The 20,804-nt window shown below is 42.7% G+C and carries 19 protein-coding genes and 1 tRNA gene; 6 read left to right on the top strand and 14 right to left on the bottom strand.

Annotated features, from left to right (window positions below):
* Window positions 1-107: 107 nt before the first annotated feature.
* From PG901_RS12820 to speB, 7 genes are all read right to left on the bottom strand, one after another.
* The gene (locus tag PG901_RS12820; RefSeq protein WP_271134662.1) at window positions 108-1,607 is read right to left on the bottom strand and encodes an aldehyde dehydrogenase family protein; all 1,500 of its coding nucleotides are present in this window, start codon (window positions 1,605-1,607) and stop codon (window positions 108-110) included.
* Window positions 1,608-1,799: 192 nt separating this feature from the next.
* Entirely contained in the window at window positions 1,800-3,206 is a 1,407-nt protein-coding gene (locus PG901_RS12825) for a YjiH family protein (protein WP_271134663.1), read from the bottom strand.
* A 137-nt stretch (window positions 3,207-3,343) separates the two neighbouring features.
* On the bottom strand, window positions 3,344-5,083 hold the full coding sequence (locus PG901_RS12830) for a 5-guanidino-2-oxopentanoate decarboxylase (protein WP_271134664.1): 1,740 nt from the start codon (window positions 5,081-5,083) through the stop codon (window positions 3,344-3,346).
* A gap of 85 nt (window positions 5,084-5,168) precedes the next feature.
* The gene (locus tag PG901_RS12835; RefSeq protein WP_271134665.1) at window positions 5,169-5,912 is read right to left on the bottom strand and encodes an MBL fold metallo-hydrolase; all 744 of its coding nucleotides are present in this window, start codon (window positions 5,910-5,912) and stop codon (window positions 5,169-5,171) included.
* A complete protein-coding gene (locus PG901_RS12840; RefSeq protein WP_271134666.1) occupies window positions 5,909-6,709 on the bottom strand; it encodes a carbon-nitrogen hydrolase family protein in 801 nt (266 codons plus the stop codon). The genes PG901_RS12835 and PG901_RS12840 overlap by 4 nt, the downstream gene beginning before the upstream one ends.
* Window positions 6,706-8,052 (bottom strand): purine-cytosine permease family protein, encoded by a 1,347-nt coding sequence (locus PG901_RS12845; protein ID WP_271134667.1) that lies wholly within the window; start codon window positions 8,050-8,052, stop codon window positions 6,706-6,708. Before PG901_RS12845 ends, PG901_RS12840 begins: the two co-directional genes overlap by 4 nt.
* Window positions 8,053-8,383: 331 nt before the next feature.
* A complete protein-coding gene (gene speB, locus PG901_RS12850) occupies window positions 8,384-9,352 on the bottom strand; it encodes an agmatinase (protein WP_011513879.1) in 969 nt (322 codons plus the stop codon).
* A 228-nt stretch (window positions 9,353-9,580) separates the two neighbouring features.
* On the opposite strand from speB, the gene PG901_RS12855 reads away from it, so the two are divergent.
* Window positions 9,581-10,480 carry a LysR family transcriptional regulator gene (locus PG901_RS12855; protein WP_201565297.1) on the top strand — a complete coding sequence of 300 codons (900 nt, stop codon included), beginning with the start codon at window positions 9,581-9,583 and terminating at the stop codon, window positions 10,478-10,480.
* Window positions 10,481-10,529: 49 nt separating this feature from the next.
* On the opposite strand, the gene PG901_RS12860 is transcribed toward PG901_RS12855, so the two are convergent.
* The 3 genes from PG901_RS12860 to PG901_RS12870 all read right to left on the bottom strand — a co-directional run bounded on the left by PG901_RS12860 (window position 10,530) and on the right by PG901_RS12870 (window position 14,917).
* Window positions 10,530-12,320, bottom strand: a complete 1,791-nt coding sequence (locus tag PG901_RS12860) for a potassium/proton antiporter (RefSeq protein WP_271134668.1) — start codon at window positions 12,318-12,320, stop codon at window positions 10,530-10,532.
* Between the two features lie 332 nt (window positions 12,321-12,652).
* Window positions 12,653-12,988: a GlpM family protein gene (locus PG901_RS12865; RefSeq protein ID WP_201565299.1), complete on the bottom strand. Its 336-nt coding sequence runs from the start codon at window positions 12,986-12,988 to the stop codon at window positions 12,653-12,655.
* 264 nt (window positions 12,989-13,252) lie between these two features.
* Window positions 13,253-14,917: an alpha-keto acid decarboxylase family protein gene (locus tag PG901_RS12870; protein WP_271134669.1), complete on the bottom strand. Its 1,665-nt coding sequence runs from the start codon at window positions 14,915-14,917 to the stop codon at window positions 13,253-13,255.
* 260 nt (window positions 14,918-15,177) lie between these two features.
* On the opposite strand from PG901_RS12870, the gene PG901_RS12875 reads away from it, so the two are divergent.
* Window positions 15,178-15,252: transfer RNA gene (locus PG901_RS12875), tRNA-Gly, on the top strand.
* Window positions 15,253-15,680: 428 nt separating this feature from the next.
* Here the strand turns inward: PG901_RS12875 and PG901_RS12880 are convergent.
* A complete protein-coding gene (locus PG901_RS12880; RefSeq protein ID WP_045454365.1) occupies window positions 15,681-15,908 on the bottom strand; it encodes a helix-turn-helix domain-containing protein in 228 nt (75 codons plus the stop codon).
* A 196-nt stretch (window positions 15,909-16,104) separates the two neighbouring features.
* Between PG901_RS12880 and PG901_RS12885 the strand changes: the two genes are divergently transcribed.
* From PG901_RS12885 to PG901_RS12900, 4 genes are read left to right on the top strand one after another with little or no spacing between them, the layout of a single operon-like run.
* The gene (locus PG901_RS12885) at window positions 16,105-16,320 is read left to right on the top strand and encodes a hypothetical protein (protein WP_045454368.1); all 216 of its coding nucleotides are present in this window, start codon (window positions 16,105-16,107) and stop codon (window positions 16,318-16,320) included.
* A 16-nt stretch (window positions 16,321-16,336) separates the two neighbouring features.
* On the top strand, window positions 16,337-17,560 hold the full coding sequence (locus PG901_RS12890; RefSeq protein ID WP_238049299.1) for a site-specific integrase: 1,224 nt from the start codon (window positions 16,337-16,339) through the stop codon (window positions 17,558-17,560).
* On the top strand, window positions 17,557-17,850 hold the full coding sequence (locus tag PG901_RS12895) for a hypothetical protein (RefSeq protein ID WP_045454372.1): 294 nt from the start codon (window positions 17,557-17,559) through the stop codon (window positions 17,848-17,850). The genes PG901_RS12890 and PG901_RS12895 overlap by 4 nt, the downstream gene beginning before the upstream one ends.
* 10 nt (window positions 17,851-17,860) lie before the next feature.
* The gene (locus PG901_RS12900; protein WP_271134670.1) at window positions 17,861-18,178 is read left to right on the top strand and encodes a hypothetical protein; all 318 of its coding nucleotides are present in this window, start codon (window positions 17,861-17,863) and stop codon (window positions 18,176-18,178) included.
* Between the two features lie 229 nt (window positions 18,179-18,407).
* On the opposite strand, the gene PG901_RS12905 is transcribed toward PG901_RS12900, so the two are convergent.
* The 3 genes from PG901_RS12905 to PG901_RS12915 form a co-directional block, all read right to left on the bottom strand.
* Complete coding sequence (locus PG901_RS12905; RefSeq protein WP_238049297.1) at window positions 18,408-18,974, bottom strand: hypothetical protein; 567 nt, start codon at window positions 18,972-18,974, stop codon at window positions 18,408-18,410.
* 532 nt (window positions 18,975-19,506) lie between these two features.
* On the bottom strand, window positions 19,507-20,028 hold the full coding sequence (locus PG901_RS12910) for an endonuclease V (protein ID WP_238049381.1): 522 nt from the start codon (window positions 20,026-20,028) through the stop codon (window positions 19,507-19,509).
* Window positions 20,029-20,044: 16 nt separating this feature from the next.
* Window positions 20,045-20,804: hypothetical protein (locus PG901_RS12915; protein ID WP_271134671.1), on the bottom strand; the 760-nt coding region annotated here is incomplete at its 5' end.

Consider the following 20,804-nt stretch of genomic DNA (forward strand, 5'->3'; position numbering starts at 1 on the left):
TTCTATACAGGGGGGTTTGTTAGCGAAATAGAAAATCACTCTATGCGCAGAAAAGTCTAGCGATAAACGTCATAGTGATTCTCATTATTGAACGCTAAAATCAGCAATTACGACGGTAGCAAAACGTGCTTACTCTGCTGATAGGCAGACAAGCCAGCAGCACCCAATTCGCGACCGATGCCACTTTGCTTAAACCCGCCCCAGCCCGCTTCAGGTACTACAATTTGCTGCTCGTTAACCCAAATATGACCAGCTTGAATTTGTAGCGCCATCTCTAACGCTGCAGTCTCATTGGCGCTGACAATAGTCGCTGCCAAGGCATACTTACTATCATTGGCAAGTTCAATCGCCTGCGTATCATCTGCAAAGGTGGTACTGACTAATACTGGTCCAAATACTTCTTCTGTCCATAACTGACTGCTCACTGGTACATCTGTATAAACGGTCGGCGTTGCAAAATATCCTTGGCGCTCTAATATCTTGCCACCTGTTAGGCAATTAAGATTTTCAGCAGTAGCGATATCGATATATTTTTTGACTTGCGCAAGTTGCTGCGCACTGACCAATGGACCCATTTGCGTGTCAGCAACAAAACCATCGCCAATTTTCAAACCTTCTGTTTTTGTTTTCAGTGTTTCAAATAACAACTGGGCAATGTCTTGATGGACAAGCAATCTTGAGGTCGCTGAGCAGATTTGACCGGCATTGGTAAATATACCGCCCATGATTAAATCACAGGCATAATCAATATCAGCATCTGCGCACACCACGATGGCGGACTTACCACCCAGCTCTAGACTGATATCTTTGATACCTTTTGCTGCTTGGCTCATTACCTTTTCGCCGACGATATTACTACCGGTAAAAGAAACTTTATCAATGAGTGGGTGACTGGTCATCGCTGCGCCTACTTCAGCTGCGCCCGGTAGGATATTGACCACCCCTTTTGGCAGCTCAATAGCGGACAATATGTTGCCTAGCATCAACTCCGGTAGTAGTGTTACCTCTGACGGTTTTAACAGTACGGTGCAACCTGCCGCTAATGCTGGTGCTAATTTCCAAGCAGTAGTGACCATCGGGAAGTTCCAAGGCACGATAAGGGCGCAAATACCAACAGGTGCATAGGTTTTTAATAAGCGTATACCTGTCTCATTGGTGGTGACCTCAGACCAAGTCGTCTGCGCATTGATAAGATTGGCATAATAGCGATAACAGGCAATGGCGTCACTAACGTCTATTTTCGCCTCTGCAATCGGCTTTCCGTTATTCAATACAGACAGCCCAACCAGCTTATCAAACTGCTGCTCCATCGTATCTGCAATCGCCTGTAAATAACGCGCGCGCTCATTGACGATGGTTTGCGACCAAGACGGATAAGCACGAGCCGCCGCATTAACTGCGCTTTCTACCTGTGCACTATTACACAAACGAGTTATTGCAATAACCTCGCCTGAGCTTGGGTCATATAAAGCATGCTCATCTACTGAATCAGATGTTTCAATAGTGACCCAATCCCCATCGATATAGGCGGCATTTAACCTAACTTCATTTTGCATCGTTTGTATGGCGATATCTTTTGTGAAAGACGTAGAATTATTCATTTCCATAATTTTCGCTGACCTTTTAATCTCTTTGTTAGTAATGTCATTTTTATTAAATAGGGCTTATTGATAAGCTCATTTATTATTCATATTGCCAATTAAGCAGTCGATTTCACCTTATCAAGGTAAAATCGACTGAGGGTGTAGTATCGTTGTACATCAGATTAAATAGCCATTAGCGTCATATAGCAGCAGGTTTTAGTACAATAGATGCGCCACTGACGTAATGACTACTAAGCTAATCAGCGTACGTAAGATAAAAATCAAAAACAGCTCTAACACGTTAAGTTTGATGTTTGATTTCAAAATCAGCGCGCCCACCTCAGACATATAGATAATCTGGGTAATAGAAGCAGCACCAACGATAAAGCGCGTCATTTCACTCTCGATACTTTTACCGACCAACGCAGGCAGATACATATCGGCAAAGCCCATAATCATCGCTGGAGCCGCCTCTGCTGCCTCTGGAATCTGCAATAATTCAAGCAATGGCACGAGCGGCGCCGACAGCCAATTAAATACTGGCGTGTATTCTGCTAAACCAAGACCAATGGTACCGATAGCAAAAATTACAGGAATGAGGCCAAGGTAGATATCAAACAAATTCTTTAAGCTATGTTTGAATACATTACCCAAACTTGGCATAGAATGCGCGCGCGTAACGGCACGATTGACCGCCCATTGATAGGTAGAGTATTCAGCAGGAATACCTTCATCCAGCATGCTTTTGCCCGAGTGATAAGTATCAGGTTTTAGCGATAGCGGCGGTATACGCGGCATAATAATAGCGGCAATAAAGCCAGTTAACGCAATGGTTAGATAAAAGAAAACAAAGTTATTATCGACGCCGATGGTTTTGGCAACGACATAGGTAAAGGCAATGGATGTTACCGAAAAGGTGGTGGCAATAATCGCCGCCTCACGCAGACTATAGTAGCTTTTATTGTATTCTTGCATGGTGACCAGCAAGCCAATGGAAGCGGCACCAAACCAAGAAGACATCGCATCGACCGCAGAGCGACCGGGTAACTTAAACAATTTAACAAACACTTTGCTGGATAAAGTACCCAGGAATTCCATCAAACCAAAATCCGTCAGAAACGGTAAAGATAAAATGGCAAAAAAGAACAAAGGAATCAAAATAGGAATCAGGTCTTCAAAAATCACGCCGCCGGTATTACGGTTAATAATAAACTCAGGGCCAACTTGTAGGTAAATCATCCATGCAAACAGAACGCCCAAAAAGCGCGCGCCAAGCCAAAACCAGTCCACATCAAAAAGCTTTGCCCACATAGAGCCTTCATGCAGATTCGGTCTTAATACCTTAACTGCCAGCGCCCCAATAAAGGAGGTCGTCACAATTGCCAATACTGCGTAAACAACATAACCTCCCAGCAATGCTTGCAGGGTATCGGTTAATACGCCCAGTAAAATGGTGATTTTGCCATCCCACTGAAAAGGTATGATAAATAACGCCATACCTAGTGCTGAAAATAGCAAAAACTTCCACATGGATGCTTGCCACTGCGCCCCTTGCGGCGTTTCTAGATCGACAGGGTCATTTCCCAAAATCGGCTGCTGCGACTTATCGATATAATTCGTCATTTAATCCTCCTTGATAGGCGACGATCGCCAAATTTCTTCCTTTCGCTGTCTGACCTATCCCTAGTTTTAGCGAATTGAGCAAATAGTTGAATGGCGTTTTATTATTTGTTTTTTAGTGTGAATTACGCTTTAGTACATCAGCTAAAACAGGTAAAACTCTTGCCCATTTCAAGAAGAAATTCATCAGCTTCATCAACTTCATAAATCATCGGTTGCTTGCCTTTGATGTCCTTTTGCAATACCTCTAGCAGCTGCTGCTTATCCCTGATTCGACGATAACCTGCGCCAAATCCTGCGGCTAATGGCTCAAAGTTCGGGGTTTTAATATTGACCCCAATCAGTGGCAGGCCACCCTCTTCCATATAGCGGCGAATCTCACCATAACCTTGGTTGTTCCATAACAGCACAATCAATGGCAGCTCAAGCTCGGCGGCGCAGATTAGTTCTGCGATGGTAAACTGAATGCCGCCATCGCCAATCAGGCTAATAACTGGCGCTTTTGAGCCAATCATGGCACCAATCGCGGCAGGCAAACCATAACCCAAAGTGCCAAAGCCAGTCGATGAGTTAAACCATCGACGCGTGGCTAAAGCCTCAAAACCAAGGTTGCCACTATAAACAGGCTGAGTTGAATCGCCAACGAAAATGACGTCTTTTACTTCATCTCGAATCAGCTGTAGCAGTGCGTTTTGACCAGCAAAATCTGGCGTCATCTCTTCTATCAACGCTTGCTTTACCTTTGCTACTCGCGGTGCGGCTTGATGATTCAGCGGTTGATTTTCTAAGCGCGTACATAAACCGCTGATAGCCATTTGCGCATCAGACAATAGCGCAATATCTGCTCTAAACGGACGCTGTAATTGCTGAGCATCGCAGTCGATACGAATCAGCGTGCCATTGATTTGGAACCCACCATTAAAGAATACGTCATAATCAGTCTCGCCAAGCTCAGTACCTATCGCCAATACTAAGTCGGCCTCGCTAATGACGGCACGACCAACATCCAATGACTGATTGCTACCCAAACTCAGCGGATGAGCAGGTGGTAATAGACCTTTGGCATTGATGGTCAAAAATGTCGGCGCATCGATAAGTTCTGCCAATTTTTGTGCGTCATGATTAACATCAACGCAGCCGCCGCCGTAAAGTAAGACTGGATTTTTTGCGCTTTTGAGCTGCTCAATAATCAAATCCAATTGCGCAGGATGAGGTAGCGGTTTGTTTGCTTGTAGTTGCGCCAAAATATTATTAGCAGATTGGCTGTTTAGAGAAGCATCTAGCTTATTTAGCTTATTTAGCTTAGGCGGCTTGGCGACATGACTGGCATCGGCGGTAATCACATCAATGGGCAGCTGGATATGCACCGGCCCTGGACGCGCGCCATTAAATAACGCAAAAGCTTCGGCGATGACTTTGGGTAGCGACTCAGGCTGCCAAATCGTTTTACTCATGAGCGCAACCTTACTGACCATACCTTGCTGATCGTGCAATTCATGCAAGTGCCCTTCACCGCTACCAGTATGCTGCACTTTATTAACGCTAGATATCACCAGCATCGGTATAGAATCCGCCAATGCTTGCGCCATCGCTGTCATGATGTTGGTCATGCCGGGACCGGTGATAATAAAGCACACTCCGACTTTACCAGAAGCGCGGTAATAACCATCGGCCATAAAGCCTGCACCTTGCTCATGACGCGGTGTCACGTGGCGAATATCGGTATTGGGCAGGCCACGATATAGCTCGACCGTATGTACGCCCGGAATACCAAATACCGTCTCCACTCCATAGTACTCTAGCCACTGCACCAATAGCTCACCGCAGGTCAGTGATGATGTGTCAGACAAAGAAGAAGGCGTTTGCGTCAATTGGGTCATGGGTCAGTCATCCTAAAAAATGTAATAAGTATTAAGTTAAGCTTTTTATATTGGCTAGCTGTTTGTTTTAAATAGTTATTAAATGCTACAAATCATGGTGCCGTAACCAATCGTCAATCATGATATTTAACCGTTTGCCTGAAAAACTGGGAAAATGACCACCGTGTACAACACGCACAGGCAGTGCATTTAAGCGGCGCATACTCTTAGCATAATCAGACATATTGCTATGCCACGTATCTTCGATTAATGGACCATCATAGATAAGATCACCAGAAATCAGAGTCTCGCTAGCTGATTCCCACAAGGCAATACCACCTGGGGAGTGACCGGGTGTATGGATTACTTCGAATTGACGGTTACCTAAATCGATCATATCACCATCTTCAAGCTGTATGATTTTTGCTGGTGCAGAGATTCTATAGCCGCAATGAGCATAAGGCTCAGGAGGTAGCGCATCAAACATCTCATCGTTGACAAACATATCAGCCAATGTACGTGTATTGTCTGGTTCAGCCAAAATCTGGGCTTCAGCAGAATGTACGTGACAGCAGTCAAATTCACTTGCCGCGCCAATATGATCAAAATGAGTATGACTGGCAACACCAACGATATCGCGATCAGCAAGCAAAGCAACGTAGCGGCGCAATGGTACAGCCCCTAATCCAAAATCGACTAATAAATCGCGCTGACTTCCTCGCACGTGCCATAGATTACAGCGAAAAAACGGCTTGATCCACGGCTCATCGATGAGCGTAATGCCATCGCTAAGTGTTGTTGTTCGATACCAGTTTTCTGGCTTGATACGTGGTAATGACTGTTCACTCATGAGTTCGCTCCACTAAAGGCATGAGTATCTTTAAGAACACGCAGGTCTTTAAGATAGTCTTGGTGCGTGCGACTCTCATCAATGCAAGCGAGATCAATATCTACTATCAAGGTGCCAGCCGTTAAGCCAAGTCGGCCGAGCACCTCACCATCCGGACCAGCGACGATACTATTCCCACAGTAATGAAGCGTTTCTTCTACACCTGATCGGTTAATACAAGCGACAAAGCATTGATTGTCCATTGCTCGAACGCGTATTTGTAGCACCTGCCGCTCTGCATTTGGCAACATATTTGCCGTCGGTGATAGTATGATTTCCGCTCCTGCTTGTGCCAGCTCTCTTGCCACTTCTGGAAACTCATTATCGTAACAAATCATGAGTCCCAATTTTCCGAATCGAGTATCAACCACGCAGGACTTTTTACCCGCTACAAAGAACTCCTTTTCCCGAGCCCATAAGTATCGCTTATCATAAGTCGCAAGATGCTTTCCGTTGTCGTCTATTAGGATGGCAGAGTTGCTCAGCTCGCCATTAGGTCGCCGTTCAGCAAACCCGAATAGTAAATGCAAGCTATACTTATTAGCGAGCTTAGCGACTTCGGTAACGATTGGACCATCGACCGCTTCCGCTAAGCCATCAAGACGTTCAAATATATTGTAACCTGTGAACGCCAACTCTGGCATAGCTAGTAAGTCTACTTTTGCCTCTACTGCTAGGCGGCACAGCGACTCTAAACTCTCTAGGTTGGCTACAGGTTCAGCCCATAAAGGATCTGTTTGAGCAATCATTAATTTCATAATGAAGGCTCCTTTTGAGCTGAAGATATGGCATCACTAGAGCGAGTAAATAAAGTAGCACCTAACCAATAAAGTCCGCCAGTGATGATAAAGACAGGTAATGAAGCACCAAAAGATGGAGGAGCTATCAAAGTCCAGTAAGCGGCAAGAGCAGCACCAATTAAGTAAGCCGCGATAGCAATCTTTGCAGTAGGACGTCCCAACTGATGAGTTGAATCAAGAAGCTTTGCGGTATAGCCTTCTTGACCGACAAGATAATAATCGACAATCATCACTGAAAACGCGGGAATGAACAGGGCACCTACGACCAATAAGAAGTTTTGAAACTGATCTAGGATACCGGGAATCAAGGCGCCAAAAATAGTGATTAAACCAATTATCAATGCAGGTTTCCAAAAGCTCATATTAGGAGCTATATTCATACATGACAAAGTTGCACTATAGACTGCCATCACATTAGTTGTCATCACCGAGAAGAAAATCACCAATGCAGCAGGTAAACCAAAGCCAAAATCTGCTAACAAACGAGTCGGATCGTAAGTCTGTTCAAGCCCGTTCAAAATTGAAAGTCCTGAAATCGTAGCACCTAAGCCCATAGCAACGATAGCAGCCACGATATAACCAAAATAAGTACCCCATATTGCAATTTTTGAGGTCTTACAATTACGATTATAGTCAGCTGCTGATGACATCCAAGAAAATGCAGTGGCAATAACAATATCAAAGGCGATACCTAATGTAATGCCATTACGGGATTCAACTGGCATATCAAAAAGTGTCGAAACATCATAGTGCTGAGTTAGCTGATAAAGGACGACAACAGTGAGTCCAGCCATTGCTAATGCTGCCCAGCGTTCGACAAGCTCAATACCAAGGTGACCACGTAATACAATCAACACCACGACTGTCTCACACAGAATGACAAATAGTGGCAGATTGCTATAGCCTGTTGTGGCTTCAATAGCGTAGTTAAGACTCATACCAGCAAGTAGAGCCTGAATACAGCTCCAAGCAATGAGTACACACATATTTACTAATGAGATCAATTGACTACCCAATGGCCCGTAAGCTCTACGTGTGAGCGCCATCGATGGTAAACCAGTGCGCTGACCCATTAGACCAACTAAGAGTAACGGAATGGCACCGATCAATGAGCCGATGAGTACCGTCGTTATAGCAGTAGTAAACCGCAAATCAGGTACCAACAGCATCCCAGTTAAAATAGTCGTGACGACTATATTGGCACCAAACCACAGCGCAAACGTGCCAATCGAACCTAAACTGTGTCCAGCCTCATTTGGAGAGAGCGTATCTTGACCAAAAAATGAAGAGGGTTTGCTCATTACGGTCTTCCTTAACCGAATTATATTTATACCAGCGAATTAGACACACTGGAGACGATGAAACTGCCCACTTATATACTATGTTGCGATACCTACAACCTTCTCTAAATCTGGCCAATAAATTCCTGTAGTCCAGAGCTTCAGCTTTCATTCATCAAAAACCCACTTTTTATAAGAATACAGTTTATCTGAGATTTAAGAGCACAACTCTAAGTACGGGCAATAATGAATGCTTGAAGCTCTAGGTTTAAACAAGCCTTTAAAATAATTTCCAAAGGCTTTGTTATATCAACACAATTATTACGATAAAAATTAGGTCTCAAACTAAGTATTAATAAATGGCTTTGACTTTGTCGTCATAGCGCACGCCCGGTAGGATACATAGCATCTCAAATAGCAGGTTCGCGGCTAGTACCGAGGTATTACCAAACGGGTCATACGGCGGTGACACTTCTACTAAATCGCCACCAACCACATCAAGTCCACGCATACCGCGAATGATTTCGATACCTTGAGTGGATGTCAGACCACCGATTTCAGCGGTTCCCGTACCCGGTGCAAAAGCAGGATCAATACCATCAATATCAAAACTTAAATAAACAGGGCCAGCGCCTAATTTTTCGCGCACTTCTGCCATCAAAGGTGTCAGTGATTTATACCAACATTCTTCAGCAGGCACTACGCGAAAACCTTGCTCGGTAGACCAGTCGAACTCTTCAGCACTATAACCCGTACCACGCAGACCAATCTGGACTACGCGATTGCCATCGATGAGGTTTTCTTCGACAGCACGGCGGAATGGCGTACCATGGGCGATTTTTTCACCAAACATCTCATCATTGATATCGGCATGCGCATCGATATGCACCATACCAACAGGGCCATGTTTTTTGGCAAGCGCACGCAAAATAGGCAGTGCAATCGTATGATCACCGCCTAACGTTAAAGGAATAGCGCCATGACTGACGATTTTATCGGTATAGAATTTCTCAATAATATCGACGCTTTTTAGCAGGTTAAAGGTATTGATAGGCACGTCGCCAATGTCAGCGACTTGTAAGGACTCAAAGGGAGCGGCGCGAGTGGCGACATTATAAGGGCGAATCATGCGTGATTCATCGCGAATCTGTCTCGGACCCAATCTTGCACCGCTACGGTTTGAGGCGCCAATATCTAAAGGCACCCCAACGAATGCTACATCTAGCCCTTCAGCATCGGCTTGGGTTGGCAGGCGCATCATAGAAGCGAAGCCGCCAAATCTTGGCATGTCGTTGCCGCTTAATGGTTGATTGAATTTCATCACTTACATCCTTGTATCGATTGGTCAAAACAGACAATTTGTCTATATTACTTTTTATCTATGCCACTTTTTCTATAGCTCTGACAATACCTAAATATCAGAGGCGAGACCATGGTAAAATTTAGAAGTAAACTTCTGATTTTTCGTAGTAACTTTGATTTATTCGTTATTTATAGAAGTTTTATAAAAAAATCGGTTAAGAGAATAGATACGGGGACATGACTTTCGATGCTAGATGAATTAATAAAAATTGACATCAAAACCCTGCGGAGCTTTATGGCCATCGTGGAGTGCCAAGGCGTGACCGCCGCGCAGTCACGCTTAAATGTCACGCCATCTGTCATCAGCGGTCATTTAACCCATTTAGAAGATCGTTTGGGTATGACACTTTGTCATCGTGGGCGCGCAGGTTTTAAGCTCACCGAGGACGGTGCCGCGGTTTACGAGGCTTGCTTAAGTTTTACCGAAGCGGTGGCCAGCTTTCAGCATCAACTGCACTATATTCGGCAACTGGATTCAGTGCGTGGTGGTCATATTCGATTATGTCTTATCGATCAAATGCCAACGGTTTTTTATGATGCGTTACGTCAGTGCTTGGCAGCAAGCTATCGTAATAATCCATTGATACATTTTTCTATCGATGTGCAAAGCCCTGAGAGTATGCTCGACAAGTTACTTAGCAATGAAAGTGATATTGGCGTGGGCTATTTTGGCAGCTTCCCACCCTTATTGACCTTTCAGCCAGCATTTATCGAAAAGCAAGTCGTCTGCTGCGGACGCGAGCATCGGCTATTTTATGAGGCAGACGGTTTGACCTTTGAGGATTTGGAACAAAATTATCCTTGGATAAAACGAGGTTATATTACCGATTTGAGTATCAATCATGTCCGCCCAAAAACGTTAAGCGCCACCACTTACCATATGGAGGCGACCGCGCAGTTGATTTTGGCAGGTCATCATGTCGGCTACTTGCCCAATGACTTGGCAAAGCGTTATGAAGAGATGGGGATGATGAAAATACTGTTGCCCAATGAGGCAAGTTACGAGGTCAAGCATCATTGGGCTTATCGAGAAAACCTACATAAGCACGTCGCTGATTTTTTACAGCAAATGACGGGGCTTTTATAGAATCACGAGCTTTGTATAGACAATAACGATAAATAACAACGGCAAACAGCTACCCCGCCTTGGGTAGCTCTTCGCGTTTTAAACCAATGGTTCTAAGCTTACCTTTATCATCGACTTCTTTGATAACCAGTGACCATTCATCGTTAATCGCCACCGTGTCACCCGATACCGGCGCCATATCCAAGCTGTCTTTGACATATTCAGCAACCGTTTGCTCCCACATGCTTTTTTCGTGGTCTTCTGGTTTAGATTTTAGCTTATCGACCAAAGACTCAGAGGTCATGACACCAGTAAAAAATGGCAAATCGCCCAGTTTGACGCTCGGTGATAATAGCCAGTCGCCATAAAAGTCATCGATGGCTTTACGGTCTAAGGTTGTATCATTAAAAATCTTAGCTATCTGACTGGCATGATTGCCGCGCATGGCATACCAGATACTATCACCGAATTTGAGCTTGGTATTTTCATCGACAATGACAATCTGCTGCCCGCGCACCAAGGCAAACACGCTAATCTCATCAGGGTTGACGCGGTTAGAGATGCCCATCGGATGGCGACCAATCGCAAACGCCCCTGACTTTACTTGGAACTGATATAACGTAATACTCGCTTTGTCCGATACCCAAACCTCATGCTTTTCTTCGGGGTCTTTATTATTGGGAATACGTACTTTAAATAAATCGGCCATAAAGGGAATGGTCGTACCTTGCAAAATTAAAGATAAAACCACCACGCCAAAGGCAATATCAAACAGCATAAAGGCGCCATCAATACCTGCCATCACTGGTAAAATCGCAAGGGTAATAGGCACTGCACCGCGCAAGCCAACCCAAGAAATAAAGCCGATTTCTCTGTCTTTAAATTTAAAAGGCTTGACGCTGCTATAAACGGCGATAGGACGAGCAATCAAAATCATAAAGGCGGCAATGGCGACCGAGTAATACCAAACATTGAGCACGTTTGATGGCGTGACCAGTAGACCCAATACGACGAACAAGACCGCTTGTGATAACCAAGCAAAGCTATCCATCACCCGCATAACATGCTCGGTTGAGCGTACTTTATGGTTGCCTATCAGCACCCCAGTGAGATAAACGGCTAAAAACCCGCTGCCGCCAATTAAATTGGTCGCTGCAAACACCGCCAAGCCAGCCGATAATATCAAGATGGCATACATGCCTTCTGCTAGATGTACCTTGGGCAATAACCTTGACAATAAATAGCCAAACAGCAAACCCATACCGAGGCCAAAGCTAAGCTGTTGTAACAGCAAGCCTAAAAAGCCAAATGCTGTCTGTCCGGCAGGGTCAACATTTAAAGCAATCAACCCCGTCACCAATAAAATAGCTAACGGGTCATTGGCACCGGATTCTAGCTCCAAAGTCGCTTGGACGCGGTCGTTAAGCTTAACCCCGCCATTACGCAGCAATGAGAATACCGCTGCCGCATCGGTTGAACCGACAATAGCCGCCATCAATAATCCAAAGCGCCAATCGACATCGAGCAGCCACGTGACAAACACACCCAGTATCATGACCGTCGCCAGTACGCCCCACGTGGCAAGCGTGATGGCTGGTCTTAGCCCGACTCGGAAAGATTTAAAAGAGGTGCGCAGTCCACCATCTAACAAAATACAAGCCAACGCCGCTTGCCCGACAAAGTTCGCAAGACCGTATTGAGAAAACTCAATACCTAACAGGCCTTCTTCACCCGCCAGCATCCCAACGACTAAAAACAATAGCAAAAGAGGAACGCCCAAACGCGCCGATAACGTACTTGCCATGATACTGGCAAAAATTAATACTGCTCCTACGAAATACAGGATATTTAAGGTATCCATCTTTTTTTAAGCCCTATTTTATCAGTGATAACGAGTGGAATGATTGCGATAGTATTGATCTAAGTACTAACCTTTATATTGATATTGACCTTATTTTGCGGCGGATAGCATCGTGTTTGATATTGCAGACAAAATAATAAAACCATCCTTAAGAATAACATCGTTGACCAAAGCTAGAGAACCTATATTCATAGCAATCGTCTTAAAATCCTTTATTAGTCATTTATTAATCGTTTGATTTGCTTTATCAGCTTCTAAAACATCAGTTTATAAAAAGCCACTTTTACTCTATTGTTTGAATAGTAGAAAATATTGCCGTTTTTAAATCACCATTAAGCTTGAATATATTGCCATGCAATCACTAAGATAGCCGCTGCCACTGTCCAAGCGACCACGCCCAATAAAAGCGCCTTATATAAGCTGACATAACTGATGCTAAAAAACACCACCAAGGTATAAATAAGATGCGGAATGACACCCAGCATACTAAAAATTAATGCCACCTTTAAGTCAGCAGGGCTACGCTCAGTGCCGACAATAAAATGGCTAATTAAGGTAAATGTGGGAAACAGCGGTGCCAAGGCTGCCAAATAAAAGAAGCGCGTCTGCGCAAAAAGTTGAATCAGTAATACCATCAAAGCGCCAATAAGCATTTTTAGCCAAATCATGATGGCCCATCTCCTATCACGTGTTAATCGCATAATTTAGCATGATAACGAATACTCCACGCAAAATGGTCGATAATAAATCATTAGCGCTGTAGAACCTTAGCCACGCGAATTATTAATCTTATAAAAATTGCCATGCTACAACATAAAAAATCCCTATTTAGCATGACGCCAAATAGGGATTTTTTTATAAGCTTTTTTAATAAATAAAGTGATTAAAAAGTATTAATCTATTTTAATTTAAAATAGATTAGAGTACTTGGGCTATTTAGGTTTAAGGGCGGCGCTGATATCAGCCAATAATGGTGGAATGTCATGCTTATCTGCAATCACCTCTAACATCACCAGCTTATCTTTGGTGGCAGCGGCTTTTTTCAACGCCGCTTTTAATTCGCCAGCGGTTTCCACTTTCATAATTAAGCTGTTTTCTTCCGTCGCCCCAAAAGCTTTTGGCATCATTTGCCAATCGCACTTAGGAATGTCATTGTAGCGTTGGTTTTCACCATGAATCGCCCGCTCAACGGTATAGCCGTCATTATTAATCAGTACAATCACCGGATTGATGCGCTCTTGAATCATTACCGCGATTTCTTGCACCGTTAATAAAGCCGAGCCATCACCAATCAATAAGATACTACGCTTATGCGGTGAAGCGATAGCACCACCCAAACTCGCTGGCAAGGTATAACCGATTGAGCCCCACATCGGTTGCCCATAAGAGGTCACGCCTTCTGGCAGACGCACATCACTGATACCAAAGTACGCCGTACCTTGGTCAGAGAACACGAGGTTTTTATCATCGAGAGAGTCAGCGATGATGTGCCATAAGTCATCTTGGCGAATAGGCTCATCATCCTTGCCGTTTTGCTCATGCGGCTTCATCTCTTTACAGAATTGCTTAGGCACAATCTCAATACCCGAGGTCATGACTTCATGCAGGGTTTGCAGAGCATCTTTTAGTGCAATCGGCGCAAAGTTTCGACCGCTGATAGACGCACGCTCATAATGCAAATCGACCACGACTTTTTCATCAATATCTTGGCTAAAACCTGCAGTGGTAGTATCGGTATATTGCACGCCGATTTTAATTAAGCATTCGCAATTTTCTACTGCGTCTTTAACCACAGGACGTGATGCCACGCCTGCATAAGTACCCGCCCAACGCTCGCTGTTTTCATCAAGCAGGGTTTTACCCCATGACAGCGTGGTATAAGGAATGTCGGTATCAGCAATTAAGGCTTTTAGCTGATTTTGTAACCCCAAACGATGCACCATCAAATCTGCCATCAAAGTGGTGGTTTTGTTAGGTAAAAATTCTATTAGCGCTTGTTTAAAATCGGCCAATGCTGCTTGGCTAGTGATGTCTTCTTGGCTATCATCAAGCTTGGTCGTTGGTGGATAAATCGGTGTTTTTGCCACATCTGGTGATAATAACAAATAGCCGGGGCGATGCTTTTTAAGAATCAAGCGAATGACGCGATCAATCTCAGAGGCCGCGTTATCAGGCGTGATATGCGCGCGAGCCACGGTGACGGGTTCAACCATTTTAATAAAATGATTAAATACGCCATCACCCAATGTGTGGTGAATCCGGCGTTTTGAATCTTGCAGCGCCGTGCTTGGTGCGCCGACCACATGCAGTACCGGTGCATACTCGGCAAAAGAGCCTGCCGTGGCATTAATGGCCGACAGCTCGCCCACGCCAAAGGTGGTCACCATAGCGGCAAAGCCACGCTCGCGTGCGTAGCCATCAGCAGCATAACCAGCATTTAGCTCATTGGTGTTACCGACCCAGCGCAATTTATCAGAAGCAATCACGTTATCCAAAAACGTTAAATTAAAATCACCGGGCACACCAAATATTTCCGTCGCACCTGCTTCAGCGATACGATCAAATAAGTAATCAGCGATTGTATATTGTTGACTCATTTTTTATCCTTATGACTTATCATTATAAGTATTGATAATGGTGTATATGATGGTTGTTCACTATAAACCGCATCCCAGCTTATTTATTCAATGCAAAGCTTTTGGAATGTAGAATATAACTATCTGTTATAACATACGATGAGGGGCGGATGACATAGCTAATGTGCTAACTTTTACTTTTTTTCGTGATAGGTATTGACACCTTCGAAAAACTGCGTATAATACGCCTTCATCAACTGACGATAGTTAATTGATAATTAGCGGGAATAGCTCAGTGGTAGAGCATAACCTTGCCAAGGTTGGGGTCGAGAGTTCGAATCTCTTTTCCCGCTCCAAATACTTAAAAAGCCTCACTTAACAGTGAGGCTTTTTTTTATCCAATTTTCGGGGGTTGTAGTGTTTTTCAGTATGAGTGACTCAGTCTAATTGCTAAGTTTAACTAACATATTAAAAGCTCAAAAATCAGCACCGTGACCAAAACGTGACCATTTCGTGTCCACGCTATAAACACTGATTTTGTAATCGACCCCAACTTATTATTCTTACCTTTATAAAAAACGATGCTAAGAAATATTTTATTAGCATCGTTTTTGCTTTTCCACTGCTTTTATAAATTGAGCTCATAGCGTGACCAAAACGTGACCAAATCATGGAAAAGTAAATATAAAAAATAACCCCAACCTTAATTCTATGCTTTGAAGTGCCTTGTATATATGGCTTTGCCACTTATTTCTCTGCATATATATTTTCTGTTTGATAGTTTTCAAGATTCTTCATCATCATCTTTAACATTTGGCTTGTAAATAAATAAGTCACCCACCTGCACATCTAAAAACTCACATAACTGGTCAATAGTATTGAAATCAATTCTTGAGGACTCTTCATTATATAGTTTATGAAGCGTTGATTTGCTCATGCCTGTTGCTCTTACAACATCTGCTACGCGCAGTTTTTTCTCTGCCAGAATCACAGGAAGTTTAGACACAATCATAATTAATACCTCTTTTCGGGTAAAAATGCTTTACATTGAGGTAAAAAGATAATATAGTACACAAATCGGTTATTAATTACCTCTAAGCGGGTAAATATTAACTGATTCCTTCAAGATGCATTTTTACAGGTTGATAAAATAATTTTTATTCTATCACTTAATGCGATGACTTAATAACTGAAAAGAGGTAAATATCATGAGCAATACTTATTTAACAACTGATGAGCTAGCCGAACGTATCAAGTACGACCCACGTACTATCCGCAATCAAATGAAAGACACTGTTTTGATTGAGAACATTCATTACATCCGCCCTTTCGGCGGTCGCAAGATTTTATATGTCTGGGAGCGTATTGAAGAAGATATGTGTAAGCCGGTTATGAGCGCCATCAACGGTATGGCACTTCAGTAATAAAAGGAGAATTACTATGGCTACTATACAAGGACGGTTTGGCAAACTAATCGCCGACTTCTACTATCTAGGTATACGTTGTCGAGAAAAGACTAGTTTGGAAGATAACCCAGCTAACAGAAAAAAATTAGCGACTGTTTTGAAAAAAATGGAAGCAGAAATAACCCTAGGCATTTTTGACTATGGCGCTTACTTTCCAAAGAGTACACGTTTAAAAGAGATGACCGCACTGGCTGATAGAGCGGAAGCTTGTATCAGTCGCAACCCTACCTTTAGGCAGTTTTCAGAGATTTGGTATGAGGAGAAGAAGATTGAATGGCGGCCGAGTTATCGGCAAAAGACGCAGATTATTTTGAACAAGTACTTGCTACCTGAGTTTGGTGGCAAAGCGGTACATGCCATAAAAAAACCAGACTTGCTGACCTTCCGTAGCTCTCTCGCCAAAGTTCGTTACGGTAAAGAGGGTCAGTCAAGTCTGTCAGTAGCACGAATCAATCAGATCATGATACTTCTTCGTATGATACTAGAAGAAGCGTCAGATCGCCATGAGTTTGAGATGCCTTATAAAAATATTAAGAATCTCAAGCAAGCTCGTCCAGATGTAAACCCGTTCACACTGAGTGAAGTATGGCTGATTTTAAAGCATGTCCGAGCTGATTATAGGCCCTACTACACCATTCGCTTTTTTACAGGAATGCGTACCAGTGAGATTGATGGACTGAAGTGGGACTGTATTAACTTTGATCGGCGTGAGATCAGTATCCGTGGTGCATTAGTAAATGGTGAGATGGGCCCGACTAAGACGTTAGGTTCACAACGTGATATTGCGATGTCACAGTTGGTCTATGATGCCTTGCTAGAGCAGAAGACGCGCACCTTTGGTAAGTCAGAGTTTGTGTTTTGCAACTCACAAGGCAATCCGATGGAATACCGTAATGTTAATAGAAGGGTATGGAAACCCACCCTTGCCCTCCTCGGTTTGAAACATCGGCGGGCTTATCAGACTCGGCATACGGCAGCGACGCTTTGGCTGGCTGCTGGTGAGAATCCTGAATGGATTGCACGGCAAATGGGTCACAGTAGTACGGAGATGCTGTTTCGGGTGTATAGCCGCTACGTACCTGATATCACCCGTCAAGATGGCTCAGCGATGGATAATTTGCTACTAGCGAGTAAGGAGAAACTGACAAGCGCATCGAATAGCTCTAATGCACAAACTGACAAGGAGGCGTCAATATGACAATTATCAATTATGAGGAGCTGTTTGGTGAGTTTAAACCTGATGGTGCAATCAGTACAGATGCAAACCTTATTGCTAATGCATTGATGCGTGAGTTGTATATTTCATCTGGTCATCAACTCGCACGTTTCTTAGGAGTGAAATGCTGCTTTGATAACGATATGGCGATGCGTGTATGGGTACAGAAGCGCTTGGATGTGAGTTTTGACTATGTGATTGAGGATATGCGTTGTCAGCTTCAGAGCGAGCTTTATGAGCTACTACCGCACTCTCACTATGTCGGCTACTAAGGAGAATGTGATGAGTGTAAAGCTTCAGCCGAATATGACGCAGAACGCACGCGATTTAAGAATCTGTGAGGATTACTGGTCATATGATAACGCAAGTGATTATATCGTGCATGTAGAAACCATCTGTGAGAAGTATAGAATAAGCACTCGAGTACTGTTTGAGACAATCGGTGAGTGTTTTGCTTATTTAGATGATGTGCGATGCGAATACTGTGGTTATGTGTGCCCTTTACAGATACCAGCAGACATTCCTTATATGCGCTCAAAAGACAGTTGGTGCTGTGAGGTATGTGAGCATGCTGTGTGGCGGGAACATAATCATAGATAAGTCGTTCAAAATATTAAAGCCAGACAACTTAGGTTGTCTGGCTTTTTCGTATGCAATATATCTTCTCTTAAATGCAGTCCAAATTTAGTGTGCTACTACAATGTTGAGGTGGTTGATTTCTTTCGTCAAGATAGCCCAAACTAAGGCATCTAAAAAAGATAGGGAGTAGTATGAGCTAAGTTTAGGCTAAAAACTTGGCTTTAAAAGGTAAATACAGAAAAAACTTGGTTTAAAATTCACTGTAGTCCACTGTAACGAGTTTAGATTGCTGAACCTTTTTTAGTTTGAATGTCTTGGACTTTTCATCCCAAATATTGACATAATAGGTGATAAGTTGTTTACCGGTGGTTTCGTTGACTTTCTCGCCTTCACAATTGCGGCTGATAAATAAGCGGCTATTGGAATAGAAAGCCAAACGTTCGTCATCATCGAGTTCTGCTCCGTCTGCGAAGCATTCTGCGCCACTTTCATAAGGGGTGATACTATCCTCAGTTTCACCCAGTGGAATATCGTATACTTTGCCAGTACGTTTATCAATCATAGCCCCTGACACACAGCTTGTACCACAGCCCCAAGTTGTTACGATATAGTTACCCGCGAAGTTAATGTCACCCTCTTTATGAGCTGCTTTCAGACGAGTACGAAAAGAGCTCCAGTCACCTAATTTTAAGGGCGCTTGTTTACCGTTATAGATTTTAGCAGGGTATTTTTCAAAGCTGTAACCAGCGATGGTTTGGGCATGAGAGGTAGAGATACAAGCCAAGGCAAAACCAAGACAAGCGGCAAGCTTTTTCATAAAAACTCCTTTTTTAATAAGGATCAGTACAGAAAATGGAAATTATAGTACGGTAAGTACATTTGTTTAATTCTACATCAATTAAATTAAATAAGTTTTTCTAAAATTACTTATTAAAATAATAACCTGATAAGCTTTAGTAAAGTTTTACAAGTTGTATATTGAGCCTGAATACAATCAAACTAGAACTCACAAGGGTTTGGGAATGAAGTCACCTAGACAGGTTCATCATGAGTTTTATTGCAACGCCGCTTGATTAAAACTTCCCAAGTTTGGTTCTAGAGATTTAACAGCATACCCCACGCTGCCCCCTGCTATCAAATCTGTAGATACTAACTGAGGAGCTTTTAGTTACACAGCTTGACGGTAATAAAAAAACTTCATATGTCTTAGCGATTTATAGCCCAAATACTTCTGAATCCTACTTTTATCGATCTAAAACTATTTACCATAAGCCCCGTTATGGGAATAAGGGCTGCTATCTATTGAGGATTTGGCTGTAGCGCAAATTATTTCAATAGGTATAGATATCCTAATTGATGACACGGCCTAGTTTATCTACGTAAGTAACCATCTTGGGCATTCGATGGTCATCACCCATCCTACTTACCATCTCTTTAGCCTTCGTGATTTCTATACCAATACTAGTTACATATATTGGGTTCTTACTTATTCCTCGCCAAACGGCATAGTCTTCAGTAATGTCGTAAAAATGGTTTTTAGCAATACCGATGATAGGCTTTTTATTAGCGAGATTATCGTATAAATACTTACCCAATCCTGCTTTGGTAACACCGTCTAAAAATACATAGCCGTCTATGATAATTGCATCAAAGGGTTCATCAATCTGGTTAATTAAAGCCAGTAAGCAAGGCAATTCTCGTTTATAAAATTGTCCTGACTCATAAGGCGCAACATTGTTCACGTTGACAGTATGCTCACTTAATATCTCATTAGTCTCTATACCTTGAAAACGTATGCCAGCTACTTTAGCGCTGTCCAGCTTTTGTACCACGTCTGTTTGATAATGCACATCTAATATTAAAAATATCAATTTAGCCCTCATAGATCTATTTATAGATAACTAATTTAAAGTTATTACTACATTTTTTCAGCTGCTCAATTTTTTGGGGTAGCACCTCACTTTCTTCGAGACGTAGCTCCTTTAAACTATTAAAAACCTCTTTATCATTAAATATTTCTAAATTATAAAGTCCGTTTAATCCAGTGATGTACATAAACTCCACGTGTATAAAGCTATTGTTCTTTGCCCATTTATCGAACAAATCTTCTACAATATCTTCGCTTATCCTCAAACGTATGAATGTATCAAATTTAAAATGTTGATAATTTTCTATCAGTTCATATATCCCTGGCACAGGGATGGGGCAATCGAGGTAGTTTTTTGAGTGAATAATATCATCTATAGCTGTAAAACGTTTTATACGATTTAATTTTGGGATGTATGTGATATCTATGTCTTCAAGCTGATTGGTTTTTTTACAAGTTTTGCTATAACCAAAATTTATATCATCTCTACTGTTTCTATAGTAGAAGCCTGATTGATCATATTCGTATCGAAGTTCAAACATGGATGGCTCATGGAGTTTTGTTCTCCACATAATTTGATTTTCTGTTTCGCCATTTTCAATGGTATAGATCTCTCTATCGCATATACCTTCATTGAAGGTATATGACATACCTTGATATAATTTGCCTTGATAAAATTGCGGTATTGTTCCACAACCATACTCGTCTTCATCTTCATTACAAAACCCTGAAGAGTCTATTTGAATAGGTGAAGGTAACCCTATCTGACATGGTGAGACA

It is taken from the genome of Psychrobacter sp. ANT_H3, assembly GCF_027919975.1.
In the GTDB taxonomy this organism is placed as follows: domain Bacteria; phylum Pseudomonadota; class Gammaproteobacteria; order Pseudomonadales; family Moraxellaceae; genus Psychrobacter; species Psychrobacter maritimus.